This window comes from Mesorhizobium sp., assembly GCF_017306585.1.
Lineage (GTDB): Bacteria > Pseudomonadota > Alphaproteobacteria > Rhizobiales > Rhizobiaceae > Mesorhizobium.
In genome coordinates, this window is record NZ_JAFKIC010000150.1 from 1 (window position 1) to 13,162 (window position 13,162).

Genomic DNA, 13,162 nt, shown 5'->3' on the forward strand with positions numbered 1-13,162 from the left:
CGCCGAGCGCGTCGCCCGCAGCCTCGATCGCAACGAGGAGGCCCAGCGATCAAGCCAGCAGGAGCAGGACGGTTCCGAGGTGAAGTCGGTCGAGCTGGAACGGCTCACTGCCGAAGGCATCACCTATATCGAGCGCCGCAACGTGCTCGAAATCATGCGCGATGAGGCCGCCGATCTCTACGAGGCACAAACCGGATCGGCGTGGCGGCCGCGCACCGGCTCCAAGGTCTCCCACCAGGCGATGACAGCGGCGGTGATCGACAGCCGCGACTTCCTCGCCGCCCGCCGCCTCGCCGAAACCGAGGTGCTCGTTCCAGCCGGCACCAAGATCGCCTTCGCCGGTGGTCTCGACTGCAAAGATCACGACCGGATCTGGGACGCGCTCGACAAGGCCCGCGAAAAGCATCCCGACATGGTGCTGCTCCACGGCGGCAGCCCGCGCGGCGCTGAGCGTATCGCCGCCTGCTGGGCAGAGAACCGGAAGGTCACCCAGATCGCCTTCAAGCCGGATTGGAACCGACACGCCAAGGCGGCTCCGTTCCGCCGCAACGACCAGCTTCTCTCGGTGGTCCCCTACGGCCTGATCGTCTTTCCCGGCTCCGGCATCACCGACAACCTTGCCGACAAGGCCCGTCGGCTTGGCATCCCCGTCTGGCGGTTCGCGGAGGGCGGCGCGTGAAGCGCCGCTTTCCTCGCATCCGCACCACCGAACCCGACCGCGCGGTCGGGTTCGGTCCCGCGCGACGTGGACCAAAGCCGTCCCGGGACAACCCGTCTATCCTGATCCGCTCGATCCAGGACGTGAGCCTTTGGCTGGCCGACAAGGACCGCTAGCTCCACGCGCCTAGCTTCTCCGGCAGCGGCAGGGTCCGGGCGCGCCGGCCTGCGGCCGTCCGGGCTCTAGTCGCGGCGTCCCGCCGCTCCCCGCGCCGGCTTCGCCGTCTCGGCCTTCGGGTGACGATCCCTCGCGCAGGGCCAGAGGGAGAGGGCGGCCGGCGCGGGGCGGGGGACACTGGAGAGAAAGGAAGTCACGATGTCGATGATATTTATAGGTGGATCAAGTGAGATATTCGAGCTGCCGGAACCTGCCATCACTCGCATCGGCGCAATCGTTGCTGCCGAGCACGGCGTGCTGATTGGCGACGCCTCGGGAGCCGATGCCGAGGCGCAAGGCCTGCTCGCGGGCTACAAGTACGAGCATGTCGGCGTCTTCCATGCCGGCAAGGAACCCCGCAACAATCTGGGCGACTGGGCCGCCTTCCATGTTCCTTCTCCTGACGATGCCACAGGATACTGTGGCCACGCCGCCAAAGACCGGGAGATGGCGCGGCGCGCTGACTTCGGCATGATGGTCTGGGACGGCGCATCACCCGGCACTGCCGTCAACGTGCTTCGGCTTGCCATCGCGAACAAGCCATGCGTCATTTACGATCTGGCCAGGGGCACCATGGCGACCACGTACAATGTGGGAGACTGGTGCTCCATGCTCCGCCATGCCGGTCCGGACATTCGCCGCCAAGCCGAAGCCCGCATGACGCCAGACGAGCGTCTGGCGCTGCCAGGATGATATGGGCGCGATCCGCCGACAGCCCGGCGGGTCCGATCGAATATGTTTGATCCGGCTCCGAGCTCCAACTCCACTTGTTTGAGCGGCCGGAGCTGACCCCTTGCGAAACCGGCCCACGCGCAGAGCCGCAGGCGTTGTGCACGATGATCATCTTGACCCGTCTCGCATCTGAAGCGGGTGCGAGCGTGGCGAACAACCTGGCTAGCGCGGTCATCCATCGTGGCTTCGAGGCATTGCGCTGCCGAGGGGCGTGAAGTTCGCTGCCAGTCGGCTCCGATCTTGAAAACGCTATGCCGCCATACCGAACACGCAAGGCGGTCACGCGCCAGGCTGCTTTTCGATGTGTTGGCAATGCCGACGACATGACCCGAGAGGCTGCAGCATGTTCCTGCGATCCGGCACCGTTGCGTCGGCGGTCTAGCGATGGCGGCCTGAGTTCTTTTCCTTCGGTCGCATCCGGGCCATTCCCGTTTCATGGCGCCTTTGTAGACGACCGCCTGCTTTGTGCGGTCAACCCCCGTTGGGGGTACACTCGGCGAATATTCAGGAAAATTCGATTTCTGTTTTTGGTCTTCGGGCAGGCGAAGGGCCTGCCCGCAATTTTTCGGCAAATAGAATTTTCCAGAATTTTCGCCGAGATGACCGCAGCAGGACGGCCCTCTCCTTTGGCGCCATCGGGAATGGTCCCGATGCAACCGAAGGAGAACTACCATGGCCACCACGATCGCAAACCTCACCACCAAGGCCGACGGCTCGATGGAAGGCGTCTTTGCCACGCTCCGGGTCAACGCCCCGATCACCCTCATTCCGAACACCAACAAGTCGCGCGAGGACGCCCCCGACTACCGGATCGTCAACAAGCGCACGGGCTTCGAGATCGGAGCCGGCTGGCACCGCATCTCCCAGCGTTCGGGAGAGGAGTACCTCTCGGTCAAGCTGGAAGCCCCCGAGATCGGCGTCATCTTCGGCAATCTCGCTCCCGCCCCGGGTGGCGAGGAAAACAAGAAGGTCATCCTCTGGAACAACCCCCAGTGAGGCATCGGTGGCCGGCCCCGCAAGGGGCCGGCTCCCCCGGACAAAAGGAGGTTGCAATGAGCCGCTACACCATCACCGTCAATGGCACCAGCACCGGACAGGGCCGCGCGGACCCAGACGCTGTCATCGGCTACGATCCACCACTTCGGACCTACTTCCTGCAAGCGTTCCCGCACGAGGAAACCGACGAGCCCGGTCTTTGGCTCGGCACCCACGATCGCGCGTTCGAAACGCTTGAGGATCTTCACCGCGCAGCCATGTCACACGGCTACGACTTCATCCCGCTGTCGCCCAAACTGGCCGCAAAGCTGGTCGACGACAAAGCGGCAGCCAGCGGGCGTCCGGTGCGAGACACAGTCTTCGGCCAGGTGCTGAAACACCCCAACCAACCCAAGTAGGCAGACACATCTCAGGGCCCGCGACGGAACGCTCCGTCGCGGGCCCTTTTTTTGCGCGACGCAAAAGAGCCACGAACATCACCCGCTACAGCAAGAGACAGCGACTCCAAACCGCCGATTATTCCTTCGGCAGTTTGTGCTGATGAATGCGGATATAGTCCTGGACAGCCTTTCGTAGCAGTTCGGTCATGCTGTGCCCGTTGCTGATCGCCAGCAACTTGAACTGGCGCTGCTCCGCAGCCGTTAAATAGTAGCCGCAGCGGATCATCTCCTCCTCGCGAATCTTCTTTCCGGCGATAGGGTCCTTTTTCTGACCCTGCCGCAGCAGCTTGCGGAAATCGGGCCCGACTGCCGGGGACGGCTTTGTCGATTCCTGCATCTGTGGCGGAGCTTGCTCCTTGATCCCTGACGTCTCGACCTTCGGCGGGATGAACATGCTGGGCAGCGCAGGCGGCTGCGTGGAGATCGCCTTCATCATGCGGGCCTTCTTGTCGTCACCGGGTTTCGGTGCGGTTTCTTCGCTCATGCCGCGTTCCTTGTGGCCTCGATGAAGGTTTGCAGAAGGTCGTCAAAGACCCCTTCACTCTCGGCAATCGCCTTCGCATCGGGCACATCGGGGCTGTAAAGGGTCTGCCCGGTCTGGAGGTCACGGTAGGCAACGCGATTGTGCAGGACGTGTTCTGCAATCGGCGTGCCGTTGGCCTGGATGATGGCGCGCAGTTCGGTCAAGGCTCGCGCCCTGCCATCGATGATGGTCTGCTTGGTCAGCACGAATATCGCAGGCAGCGGTCTCCCCCGGCTCTCGACCGCCAGCGGGATGTAGTGGTCGGTGATCTGGATGGCGGCGGTCACATCGTCGAGGGCAAAATAGACCGGCACGACGACAATATCGGCGGCGAAGAGCCCAGCCATGAGGTTATCGTTTGTGGTGCCTTCCGTATCGATCAAGACGACCGAGCGTTCACCGTTGTGAGTGGCTGCCGCGCGAAGGATTTCCTGCGGGGTCATCGCGCTCACCATCTGGAGCCTGTCAGGACGATTGCCAGCTTCGCCCAGCATCTGGAACCAGCGGTTCATGTTCTGCCGCCGGTCGCCATCGATAAGAGTAACTGAATAGCCCCGATGCAGCGCGACGGATCCGAGGGCGCGCAGCATCGTCGATTTGCCAGTGCCGCCCTTTGGGATCGCAGCGGAGATGATCATGGGGGCCTCCTTCCGGCGTTGTCTCCTTGTTTCCATATCAACATGGCAACAAGTCATCATGGACACATGAAACGAAATCACGGTCGCAACATGGTGACATTGTCGACGGGGAAGACTGGTTTGGCAACCCAGGCGCGCATCGATAAGGGCTCGCTAAAGGGGCAGTTTTTGCGCAGCTCCTATCTTCAGCAAAAAGGGGTCCGGTGGCCCGTTGACCTCGCGTTTTCCGACTACGGTTTTCCGGCGGCCCATCAGAGAGCCGATGTTTCCATGTTAACATGGAAACAAGTCGCCAACGCATCAAAGACACATCGCATCAAATCACGATGGGAACATTTCGCCCGCGCCGCTGCCGCTGACAACTGGGCGGGTGAGAGGCTGGTGGGAAGACGCGCCCATAATTAGCTTTCCTGCTCACCTCTATTGGCAGGATAGCCTATTTTGTGATACACACAAAATAGGCGGCGCGGCCCTGTCGGTCCTTGGCGCCCGCAAGCGGGCTTGAGAGATGGATGCAGACGCCCAGAAAGCAGCGGTGAGGAGCGCGTCACGACGCTACGGCGAGGTGACGCACATCCGGTTTTCGGCTGACGAGCTGGCCAACCTCAAAGCCATTGCGGAGCGGGAGGGCGTCACCGTCAGCGAGGTCGTCCGGCGTCTCGTGCGGGCAGAGGTCGGGCATCTGCCTGTCGCATCAGAGGCGTTGCGGCCGGCGATCGTGGAGATGACCGATCAGCTGCGGCGCGTCGGCATCAATTTCAATCAGGCCGTGCGCGCCATGAACGACGGCCGTGTTTCCCATGATGAGGGCCTTGAGCAGGCGTTGATCGCCGTGGGAGACCTCGTGCGGCAGTTTCGCGAGGAACTGAAGGCAATGACTGGCGGATCCCGCAAGGCGAGGAACGCCAAGCCATGAGCGGTCGTCTTGCTGGCTACGCGGCCGAAATCGAACGCTATCTGCGGGGCGGGTCCGGCATGAAGCGTGAGGAACTGGACGACGACAAGGCCGCGACGAGCGCCCGACGCGGGGCTGCCGAATTCCAGACGACGAAGAGTTATGAGCTGACCGGTGGCGGCAGACGCCTCGGGCAAGGACAAGGCGGCTCACCGGTAAGTGGCGGCACGAGCGCCCCTCGTTCTTCGCCAGGAGGGTTGGGGACGGCGGGGAGCTCCGTCTCCAGCAGGGCACCAAAGTCCACTACTGCAAGTTCGCCCAAGGCCGCTAGGGCGCCGATCCTGGTCTATGGCGCCACGCTCGCCGGTTTCCGGCCGGAAGAGGAGGAGGAAGACTGGAAGCGGCTCGGCGGCGGCGGTGGCCGTGGCGCTGATCGCTCTGGCGCTACAGGACGAGCGGCGCGGGCGGGCTATCAGGCGCGGGCCGTCGCGGCACGGGCAGGCTATGCGGCGGGCGCGCAGCCTGCCGTGTTCAAGGTCATGCCCAATCCTCCGTCGACCAGGCAAGCCGCCGCGCGGCTGCTCAATTACATCGGGAAGCGTGAGGACGAAAAAGGCGAGAAACGCGACATCGAGATTTTTGACGAGGACGGCCAGGTCCTTGCGACAGGCGGCGCACGAAAAGCGTTTCTGGAGACGTTTTGCGAAACGTTCGAACCGCCCTTGGAAAATACCAATTTTATCGAGGTTCGTTTCGAGCTCGCTGGCCAGGTCGCCGATGCCGCCTTGAGCGAAGCCTTGAACAAGGCCTTCGGCGCAAAACCGTTCATCTATGCTCAGGACGGCCAGGCGGTGGAGGTATACGCACACACCGATGAGCGAGCAGCACCGCTCGCCAAGGTGCTTGCCGGTGGTCGTGAGAATTCGCGCAGCAAGGCTCTCGACAAGATCGAGGCGCGGTTGTTCGAGGCCATGGGCGCGGCGGGGGTGGTAGCCAAGGCAGAGGTAACGGCGGCCGTGAGCCGTGAACCCAAAGCGAAATACTTTTTGCAAAAGTTCATCCGCACCCACAGCCACGTCCGCCACGCAAATGGCGAGCCTGTGCCCGGGGCGAAGAATGCCACCAAGGCGGCGGCTTCGGTCTATGAACAATGGCGCCCGCAGTTTTCGGGACGTGAACGCCGCAATGCCTATCACCTGCTTTTCTCGGCAAAGGCCGGCACCGATGCCAACGCCGTCATGGCCGCGGCGCGCGCCGTGATGGAGGAGCGAGCGCCAGGATACAAGTTCGTCCTGGCGCATCACAAGGACACCAAGCACGTCCATATCCATGCGATGGTGCAGGCGCGCTCTGCCGACGGTGAGCGCCTGAAATTCTACAAGCCAGATCTCGCGGCCTGGCGCGAGACCTTTGCGGAAAAAGCACGCGAGAACGGCATTGCGATGGTGGCGACGCGGCGGATGGATCATGCGATGACGCGGCCCTTCACGAAGGAGCATGCCGGAGCCTACAGCCGTGCCCAGAGCGATCCGCGCTACCAGGTCAGCGCCAGGACGATAGAGCGGGTGGAGGCCAAGCGGCAACGCCGTTTGGATGGACAGTCCCTTGTCGTGAACGGCGATGCAATCGCTGCCGCATGGCAAAAGACTGTGACGACGATGCGGACGGCGGGCGTAGTCGGTCAGGCTCTCGCGGCAGCGGAGTCGATCAGCAACAATTTCCTCCAGTTCCGTCGCGATCGCACAGGGCAGGGACAACGAGGTCCTTCCACGAGTCGCGAAGCTGATCAATCGGGGCAGAAGTCTTTCCTGTCCCATCCCGGTATGAGAGAATTGAATGCACTAATAGGAGATTTGAACATGGCGCAAACCCCCTTGGAAATGCGGCGTCAGATGGCGCGCGTCAATCAGGCTCTCGATAACATGCGCGAGACGCTGCCGCCGTCACATCAAGGACAGTTCGAACAGTATCGTGAAGAGGTCAACGACAAGATGCACGACCGTCTCGCGCGCCTGCAATTTGAGCGGCAGCAGCGTCGTGGTGGTGGCGGTGGGGAGCCGGTCCCCGAACGCGAGGCACGAGGGCGAGACCTTCCAACTCGGGACGATCCGCGCGAGCCGGAGCAGCCGCGCACAGGCACCGAGCAGGAAAAGGTGGGAGCCAAGCAGAAGGACGCGAACAAGCAGAAGACTCAGCAGGCAGAAGAGCAGGATCGCAAGACCCAGCGCTCAAACGACAACGATTACGAACGTTGAGTCCTCCGAAGCGCGGAAATTGCGAAAGTAGCCGAGGCCCGTTCGTGCCTCGGAAGGTAGAGGATCACTGGGATATCGTTGCGGGCCTCCGAAGCCGTAGGCTTTCGCATGGTTTGGCCAGAATCAGCGCTGCCCAAAAAAAGAAGGCTCTCCTTTAGTTCCTCTTCGTCACGACGAACGAACGGATACGAGTAGCGGAAAACGAACGGGCTCCGCGAAGTGCCCTTATAGCGCTTCGGTTCGGATAGCTGGCAACAGGGTCAAAAAGGGTTGGCTATTGCCCCGTTCAGGGGTCGGCACGTCCGTATGAGACTAGGGAAGACATTCTCTCCAGGACGTACCATCACATAGTCCTCGAAATGATACGGACCCATCTGCACGGGCTCCGAATTCTCAACGACGAAGCCTTGCGACTTGTAGAATGCGATGGCTGTCTCAGGTTTTCGTACATTGATCATATCATCGCCTTCGCACGGGTTCATCCGTTCCGATATTGCGCTTCTGCCTGAAGCTACTAGCATTGCGCTATATCCAAGGAACAACAACGACCATGCGTGACCAAACAGAAAATGCTTCTCGACAGAAGAGCATGTTTGCCTCCTTTGTCGGGGGTGGAACGATAGGCGCTCTCGGTGGCCTGATCGGTCTTGGAGGGGCAGAGTTTCGCTTGCCGCTGCTGATTGGCCTCTTCGGTTTCCCGGCCTTGGAAGCAGTGATCCTAAACAAGGCAATGAGCCTCTTGGTGGTGGCGTCAGCATTGCCCTTCCGGGCGCGCGCTGTGCCGGTTGAACAGGTAGCAACGCATTGGCCGGTTATCGTCAACCTTCTCGCCGGCAGTTTGATCGGCGCGTGGTTCGGCGCCGGATGGGCAACTCGCCTGAAATCAGAGACCCTCTATCGGGTAATTTCAGTGATGCTATTGATCATCGCTGTCGTGCTGGTTTTCGGTCACGATGCGAACGCCGGAACAGCATTGCTTGCAGGGCCCGCGCTCATAGTTGCTGGCGTCTTCGCTGGGTTCGTGATTGGTGTCATCGCTGCTTTGCTTGGGGTGGCGGGCGGCGAGTTGTTGATTCCAACGCTTATGCTGCTGTTCGGCATCGACATCAAACTGGCAGGCAGTCTCTCCTTGGCGGTGAGTCTGCCGACGATGCTGGTTGGGTTCGTGCGGTATAGCCAGGATCAAAGTTTTTCCGTATTGGGCCGTAACCGCATTTTTCTGCTTGTAATGGCTGCTGGCTCTGTCGTCGGGACTTTCCTCGGTGGCCAGTTGCTCGGCCTTATTCCAAGTGCGCTGCTGCTTCCCTTGCTTTCCGTGATCTTGGTGTTGTCGGCGATTAAGGTCTGGCGCCACAGCTAGGAACTGGTCGCCGATCCTTGCTCGCAGCGCTATTCTTTCCATACATCTCGCACCTATCCGTACTTCTGGATAGATTGAAGCTGTGCGAGAATGAAGGCAGGCATTCGTGCCAACCCACATCCAACCTGGTCGGCGGACGGTTCTCAAAGCTGCTGTGGGCGGCTTTGCACTGTTGAGCTTTCCACGAAAGCTGTTGGCCGAAGTCGCGCCCTTTCAATTCGGACTTACCCCGGTTTTCCTCTCCAATGATCTGGAGCTTCTTGGCCACCTCAGGGCATATCTCAGTGCGAAGTTAGATAGCCCAGTCGAGCTGGTGACGCGGCGGACCTATCAGGAAATCACTGCGCTGCTCGTGTCGGGTGAAATCCATGCCGCCTGGATCTGCGGTTACCCCTATGTGCAATACAAAGCCGATCTCGACCTGGTCGCGACACCCGTCTGGCACGGCAAACCACTCTACCAGTCCTACTTGATCGCGGCAGCTGGGCGCACGGTCGACGACTGGCACGGGCTCGCCGGCGACGTTCACGCCTTCTCGGATCCCGACTCGAACTCCGGTTTCCTGGTCACTCGGGCGTTGCTCGCCGAAAACAAGGCGCTGCCGGAGGCGTTTTTCAAAAGGACCTTCTTCACCTACGGACACCGCAACGTCATCCGTGCCGTGGCCTCGGGATTGGCGCAGTCCGGCAGCGTTGACGGCTATGTTTATGAGGTCATGCGCGAGACCGAACCCGACCTGGTCAAGCAGACCAAGATTGTCCGCAAGTCGGAATGGCTCGGCTTTCCGCCAGTGGCGTCTCCGAAGTCGCTCGCCGGCGACGCGCGCGTCAGGGCGCTGCAACAGGCGTTGGTGTCGATGAACAAAGATCCGGAAGGAATGAAGGTCCTTAGCCTGCTGCGCCTGGACGGCTTTGCCGCAACCGATCCGTCTCTGTTCGACACCATAGCTGCCAAGGTCGAGACCGTGAGACAGTTCGGATGAGCATGGCGCAACGACTGCGAGCGATCCCTGTTTCTTACCGTGTGCCGGTGATGGTGGCGCTGCTGATGGTTGTTATCAGCGCCGTCATATCTGAGCGTGTGCTCGACCGCCTGTCGCATACGCAAAAGACCTATCTGGACGGACTTGCGGAGACCTATCTCGACGGATTGTCCTCGGCGGTGGTGCCGGCGGTGTTGCGCCAGGACGTTTGGGAAGTCTATGACGCCCTCGATCGGTCTTCGTCCTCGTATGAGGCGCTCTCTCCCGTCGAAACGGTTGTGACTGGTGCCGATGGTCGAGTTTTGGCGGCAACCGATCCCACCCGCATGGCCACGTTCTCGCAGCTGCCGGACAGTTACCGCAAACGCTACGGCCCCGGCATTGTGACGATCGACGAGGCGACGTCGACCGGGTTTGCCAAGCGGGACCTGGTGTATCAAGGTCAGTCCATTGGGACGATTCACGCCACTTTCGATGTCTCGCACCTGTTCGCCGAGCGACGTGAGATTCTGGTGACGCTGCTGATCACCAACGGCGTGCTGGCGGTGCTGTTTTCGCTCGGTGGCTTCCTGATCGTAAGACAGATGATCGCGCCTATGCGGATCCTCGAGAACCACATGCGGTCAGCGGCCGACGGGGTTGCAGAGCCAATATCCCAAAACCAAATCCCCAAAGGGGATAGCGAAGTGGCAGGCCTGTTTAGGGGATATAACACCCTGGTCCAAGCCGAACGCGAGCGCGCGAATTTCGCGATGCAACTCGCCGAGGAAGAAAAGCTGTCCAGCCTGGGGCGCCTTGCATCCGGCATGGCGCACGAGATCAACAACCCGCTGGGCGGGCTGTTCAACGCCCTCGACACGCTGAAAAAACACGGTGAGACACCCGGCGTCCGGGACACGTCCATAAGCCTGATCGAGCGCGGCCTTGCCGGCATCCGGGACGTGGTAGAAGCGGCCCTATCTACCTACCGGCCAGAACGCTCGCACCGCCCGTTGTCGGCCGACGACCTTGACGACGTTCGCCTCCTGCTGAAACCCGAACTGCACCGCAAGCGTCAGCGCCTGGATTGGGAAATCATCTGGAACGACATGCCTGAATTGCCGGTGAGGGGAGGGCCTGTGCGTCAGGCCGTGCTGAACCTCCTGCTGAATGCCAGCACGGTTACCCCAGAGGGCGGAGCGCTCTCGCTGAAGGCAAACAGCTCTGGAGACGAACTGAACATTGAAATCGGCGACCATGGTCCCGGTATCCCGCCCGACATCGCGGGGATTCTCGTCGACAGCGATCCAGGTCCCGCTGTCCGGGCCGGCCGCGGCTTGGGTCTCTGGATGGTTCGTCGTGTCGTCGACGATCTTGGCGGGTCTGCCGCGATCACCAAAAGGGAAGGGGGAGGGACGGCGGTCACGCTGACCATTCCCTTCGAAAGGGAGACCAAATCCAATGCAGCCTGATCCAGCACGCATAGGTCTCGTCGAAGATGACCCCGTAATGGGAGGGTCGATCGTTCAACGCCTCGAGCTCGAGGGTTGGCGCGTGACCTGGTGGCAGTCTGGACGGGACGCCATTTCCGGCATTGAAGGTCTCTCCGATGCCCTCGATCTGGTGATTTGCGACATCCGTCTCCCGGATATTTCGGGCGAGGTCGTTTTCAATGAGCTTGCCAACCTGCCGAACTCGCCGCCCTTCATGTTCGTCACCAGCCAGGGTGAGATTGATCAGGCGGTTCGTCTGATGCGGTCCGGCGCCGTTGATTTCATGACCAAGCCATTCGCAATGGATGAATTCCTGCGGCGTATCGATGCGGGACGGCGCACAACCCACAGCCAACTCCGGCTGAAGGGTTATTTTCTGGGGGAGTCGACCGCCATCCAGCACGCCGAAGACCTGTTGCGCCGCTATGCCGGCCATGATCTGCCCGTCTTGATTGCCGGCGAGACCGGCTCCGGCAAGGAAGTCGCCGCGCGCCTTCTCCACGAGGTTTCGCCTCGGAGTGCCGAGCCCTTTATCGCCGTGAATTGTGCAGCAATCCCGGCCGAGCTGCTTGAGAGCGAGATCTTCGGACACGAGAAGGGGGCGTTTACCGGCGCCCAGCAACGGCACCTCGGCTACGCCGAGCGAGCCGGGAAGGGCACGCTGTTTCTCGATGAGATTGGCGACATGCCAATGCCCCTACAGGCCAAGCTCCTGAGGCTGATCGAGGACGGCAGCTTCAACCGGGTCGGTGGCGAGGCTCCCTGCAAATTTCGCGCGCGTGTCGTCTCCGCCACCCATCGCGACCTTGCACAGCGTGGCGGATCGTCTGGCTTCCGCGAAGATCTCTATTTCCGGCTTGCCGTGTTGCCGGTGACGATCCCGCCTTTGCGCGAGCGACACGAGGACATCACCTGGCTACTCGACCGGTTTCTTGAAAATGCGGTCAGCCGGTCTGATGTCCGGATCCGGGGGTTCAGCGCGTTGGCCCAGGAAGCTGCGCTTGCCTATCCTTGGCCGGGAAATGTGCGGGAACTCCGGAACCGGGTCGAGCGAGCGGTTGCCTTGTCGACCAGCGAATGGATCATGCCCGGTGACTTGTTCCCGGAGCGGGCGGTAAAATCAGGGAATACGACATTCGCTCCCCTCGCCGATGTTCGCGACGCGGCCGAGCGACGCCAGATCGAGCGGGCGCTGGACGAAACCGGCGGTCAAATTGCGAAGGCCGCCGGCCTGCTTGCGGTCTCGCGGACCACGCTTTGGGAGAAAATGACGCGGCTCGGACTGGCCGATCGGGCGCGTTCGACTTCCTGAACCTTCGGCAGTGCAGCATGTTCGGGTTTCCGAACGTGGCGGACAATTTCCAGCTGTTTCCTCCGTCCTGTTGCGGCGAAACCAACGGTTTCTGCGGTTGGCACACGCATTGCAAAGCTCCTGGCGACAAGGTTTCGCCAAATGGGAGGATTGCATGGATCGCTGCAACAAGCTGGTCGACGTCGGCCGCCGTCAATTTCTGCGGGGAGGGGCATTCGCCGCCGCAGGCATGGCCACAGCCGTGGCACTACCGGTTCAAGCGCAGACCAAGGCTGCCCCCGGGCTCGCTCTCGTTGAATACCCCTCAAACAAGTTGGCCAACATAGTCGATTTGAAGCCGAACGAACCTTTCGAAGTCGGCTATCCGGATGAAAACGCCCCCGGCGTGCTGCTGAAACTTGGCACAAAGGTGGAAGGCGGTGCGGGCCCGGATGGTGACATCGTCGGGTTCTCGACGACCTGCCCTCACAAGGGCTTTCCGCTGAATTACAACGCGGATGATCATTCCTTCAACTGCCCCGGCCACTACTCGCGTTTCGACGCCGACGCCGGCGGCCAGCAGATCTGGGGCCAGTCCACCGCCAACCTTCCCCAATACGCGCTGCGCGTCGATGCCAAGGGCGACATCTACGCCGAAGGCGTCGACGAGCTTCTTTATGGCCGCCTGAGCAACGTACTTTAAG

At 61.4% G+C, this 13,162-nt stretch carries 14 protein-coding genes; 12 read left to right on the forward strand and 2 right to left on the reverse strand.

The window, feature by feature from the left end; genetic code table 11:
• The 4 genes from J0I79_RS16665 to J0I79_RS16680 all read left to right on the forward strand — a co-directional run.
• Positions 1–679: DUF2493 domain-containing protein (locus J0I79_RS16665; RefSeq protein ID WP_292860754.1), on the forward strand; the 679-nt coding region annotated here is incomplete at its 5' end.
• A 354-nt stretch (positions 680–1,033) separates the two neighbouring features.
• Positions 1,034–1,567, forward strand: coding sequence for a hypothetical protein (locus tag J0I79_RS16670; RefSeq protein WP_292860757.1), 534 nt, complete (start codon positions 1,034–1,036; stop codon positions 1,565–1,567).
• Positions 1,568–2,278: 711 nt separating this feature from the next.
• Positions 2,279–2,602 carry a DUF736 family protein gene (locus tag J0I79_RS16675; protein ID WP_006205585.1) on the forward strand — a complete coding sequence of 108 codons (324 nt, stop codon included), beginning with the start codon at positions 2,279–2,281 and terminating at the stop codon, positions 2,600–2,602.
• Positions 2,603–2,658: 56 nt separating this feature from the next.
• Complete coding sequence (locus tag J0I79_RS16680) at positions 2,659–3,000, forward strand: hypothetical protein (RefSeq protein ID WP_292860760.1); 342 nt, start codon at positions 2,659–2,661, stop codon at positions 2,998–3,000.
• Positions 3,001–3,118: 118 nt separating this feature from the next.
• Here J0I79_RS16680 and J0I79_RS16685 read toward each other — a convergent pair whose 3' ends face one another.
• Complete coding sequence (locus tag J0I79_RS16685; RefSeq protein WP_292860762.1) at positions 3,119–3,526, reverse strand: hypothetical protein; 408 nt, start codon at positions 3,524–3,526, stop codon at positions 3,119–3,121.
• Positions 3,523–4,203 carry a ParA family protein gene (locus J0I79_RS16690; protein ID WP_292860765.1) on the reverse strand — a complete coding sequence of 227 codons (681 nt, stop codon included), beginning with the start codon at positions 4,201–4,203 and terminating at the stop codon, positions 3,523–3,525. The genes J0I79_RS16685 and J0I79_RS16690 overlap by 4 nt, the downstream gene beginning before the upstream one ends.
• Positions 4,204–4,323: 120 nt before the next feature.
• Between J0I79_RS16690 and J0I79_RS16695 the strand changes: the two genes are divergently transcribed.
• The 8 genes from J0I79_RS16695 (at position 4,324) to J0I79_RS16730 (ending at position 13,161) form a co-directional block, all read left to right on the forward strand.
• Positions 4,324–4,608, forward strand: coding sequence for a hypothetical protein (locus J0I79_RS16695; protein ID WP_292860766.1), 285 nt, complete (start codon positions 4,324–4,326; stop codon positions 4,606–4,608).
• A 103-nt stretch (positions 4,609–4,711) separates the two neighbouring features.
• Positions 4,712–5,119 carry a ribbon-helix-helix protein, CopG family gene (locus J0I79_RS16700; RefSeq protein ID WP_292860769.1) on the forward strand — a complete coding sequence of 136 codons (408 nt, stop codon included), beginning with the start codon at positions 4,712–4,714 and terminating at the stop codon, positions 5,117–5,119.
• Positions 5,116–7,353 (forward strand): relaxase/mobilization nuclease domain-containing protein, encoded by a 2,238-nt coding sequence (locus tag J0I79_RS16705; protein ID WP_292860772.1) that lies wholly within the window; start codon positions 5,116–5,118, stop codon positions 7,351–7,353. Before J0I79_RS16700 ends, J0I79_RS16705 begins: the two co-directional genes overlap by 4 nt.
• A gap of 550 nt (positions 7,354–7,903) precedes the next feature.
• The gene (locus J0I79_RS16710; RefSeq protein WP_292860776.1) at positions 7,904–8,713 is read left to right on the forward strand and encodes a sulfite exporter TauE/SafE family protein; all 810 of its coding nucleotides are present in this window, start codon (positions 7,904–7,906) and stop codon (positions 8,711–8,713) included.
• A gap of 193 nt (positions 8,714–8,906) precedes the next feature.
• Positions 8,907–9,695 carry a PhnD/SsuA/transferrin family substrate-binding protein gene (locus tag J0I79_RS16715; RefSeq protein WP_292860779.1) on the forward strand — a complete coding sequence of 263 codons (789 nt, stop codon included), beginning with the start codon at positions 8,907–8,909 and terminating at the stop codon, positions 9,693–9,695.
• Complete coding sequence (locus J0I79_RS16720) at positions 9,692–11,146, forward strand: HAMP domain-containing sensor histidine kinase (RefSeq protein WP_292860782.1); 1,455 nt, start codon at positions 9,692–9,694, stop codon at positions 11,144–11,146. Before J0I79_RS16715 ends, J0I79_RS16720 begins: the two co-directional genes overlap by 4 nt.
• On the forward strand, positions 11,136–12,479 hold the full coding sequence (locus J0I79_RS16725; RefSeq protein ID WP_292860785.1) for a sigma-54 dependent transcriptional regulator: 1,344 nt from the start codon (positions 11,136–11,138) through the stop codon (positions 12,477–12,479). Before J0I79_RS16720 ends, J0I79_RS16725 begins: the two co-directional genes overlap by 11 nt.
• A gap of 154 nt (positions 12,480–12,633) precedes the next feature.
• Positions 12,634–13,161: an arsenate reductase (azurin) small subunit gene (locus J0I79_RS16730; protein ID WP_292860788.1), complete on the forward strand. Its 528-nt coding sequence runs from the start codon at positions 12,634–12,636 to the stop codon at positions 13,159–13,161.
• Position 13,162: the final 1 nt, after the last annotated feature.